The organism is Moorena sp. SIO4A1, assembly GCF_010672065.1.
GTDB lineage: Bacteria > Cyanobacteriota > Cyanobacteriia > Cyanobacteriales > Coleofasciculaceae > Moorena.
In genome coordinates, this window is sequence record NZ_JAAHHX010000465.1 from 1 (window position 1) to 1,829 (window position 1,829).

Genomic DNA, 1,829 nt, shown 5'->3' on the forward strand with positions numbered 1-1,829 from the left:
CTTATCAGCAAACCTTTGACCGTTATACCAAGATCACGATCGTAGAAGTTAATAACAATGCCGTTAATTTGTTAGGGGATACCTTAATCAACAGCCTGGGCAATGATGTCCGCTATGGAAGTATTTGGGATGATAAGCTTCGTGGCACTTTCGGTAATGACAAAATTTATGCTAGCTTAGGCGATGATTCAATTCACGGACTTACTGGCGATGACATCCTGGAAGGGGGTAAAGGCAACGATAAGCTGAATGGAGGGTTTGGTGATGATAAACTTCATGGCAGTTTTGGTGACGACACTTTGGTAGGTGGCGGTGGCAGTGACACCATGGTTGGTGGCAATGGCGCTGACACATTTGTGTTCAATCGGAGCGATAGCTTGCTTGGAGATGACTTCGATATCATCAAAGACTTCCAAGTTGGTTTAGATAAGGTTAAATTTCAAGGTTTTGGTCAAATTGACTCCAAAACTTGGTACAACAATGGGATAAATCAGGGTTACCTTACTAATACTAGTAATGGCGCTCTCTTATCTGACGCAAAAGGTGGAGAAGTTTTGTTTGAAAATGTGAATCTAAACCAGCTTAAGCATTCTGACTTCCACTTCGCCTAACATCGAGTCTTAGGGGCGAAGCATTTCGGAAGAGACTTATTGGAAAAACGACGATATTTAGCTCCAAATCCTTCCCCTAATCCGTATTGTGGCAAGAGGTCTAAAGAAAAGAGGCGTTCCCGTAGCGTGCGCCTCTTTTTTCATATCAATACCATTTTTATAGTCCCCGTAACCGTTAATTGTTAATCGGTAATCAAAACACTATTACCAATACTAAATTTTAGTGATAAATAATTGCACAGAATTAATTGCAAATTCCCCAAAATTTAAAGCATTAAAATGTAATATTAACAGATATTAATAGTAGGGTTTTTTTGGAGGTATTTTGTTTGATTTAAATAAACATTGTTTACAGCCAAAATGGCCTTTTAAATATATTTATTATCGTTAGACTATTTATCGAAGAGAGTTGTACAAAAAAATTAATTACCAATGATATCAGACACTCTATTTTTAACCCCTAGAACCTCTAAATCTACACCGAACTTTGCTGACGCTACAGGAAACGCTAAGTTTACCAACTATAGTCAAGCTCCTGCTGGTACCTTAACTAATGCCCAGGTGGAGACCTTGGTCAAGGGTGGTATAGCTACTGCTATTGCTGATGCTAAAAGTAGGTTTATCAATGACCCAGCTTTCTCTCAACTTTTCAGTCAAAGTACTGTAGTTGGTACTGAGGGAGCTTTTCAGGGGAGTGCCAATAGCCGCACTGAAGTGGTTGGTAATTTTTCAGTGAGAGCTAATCAAAAATTCTCTTTCAATTTTTCAGCAGCTTTAGAACTGAACGCCAAAGAAATTGAAAATTCCAATCGGGAATATTCTGAGGCTAAGTCAGGAACATTTTTTTTCCTGTTGAATACGGATCAGATGAATCAGCCCAAGATTATCGATTCGTTTGCCATCTCTGGGGATTTAATTTCTTCCCGTAGAATCGGCGATCTGGATTTTGGCTTTAGTAGCAACATCAAACTGAACTCTCCCAAAGAACGTTTTGATATTGATGGTAACAATGGCATAGATTTCGTCAAGGGTTCAGTTACAGGAACTTATCAGCGCACCTTTAGTCGCAATACTAATTTGACGTTAGTGGAAATTAATCAAAGTGCTGTTAAATTATTAGGAGATACCTTAATTGACAACTTAGGTAATGATGTTCGCTACGGCACGATCTGGAATGATGAACTCCGTGGCACTAACAGCAATGACAAAATTTATGGC

At 38.9% G+C, this 1,829-nt stretch carries 1 protein-coding gene and 1 pseudogene; both read left to right on the forward strand.

Annotated features, from left to right (window positions below):
- Positions 1-611 (forward strand): annotated as a pseudogene (locus F6K53_RS39515) (hypothetical protein); the annotation flags it as partial.
- A gap of 432 nt (positions 612-1,043) precedes the next feature.
- On the forward strand, positions 1,044-1,829 hold a 786-nt coding region (locus F6K53_RS39520; RefSeq protein ID WP_293085440.1), incomplete at its 3' end, for a hypothetical protein.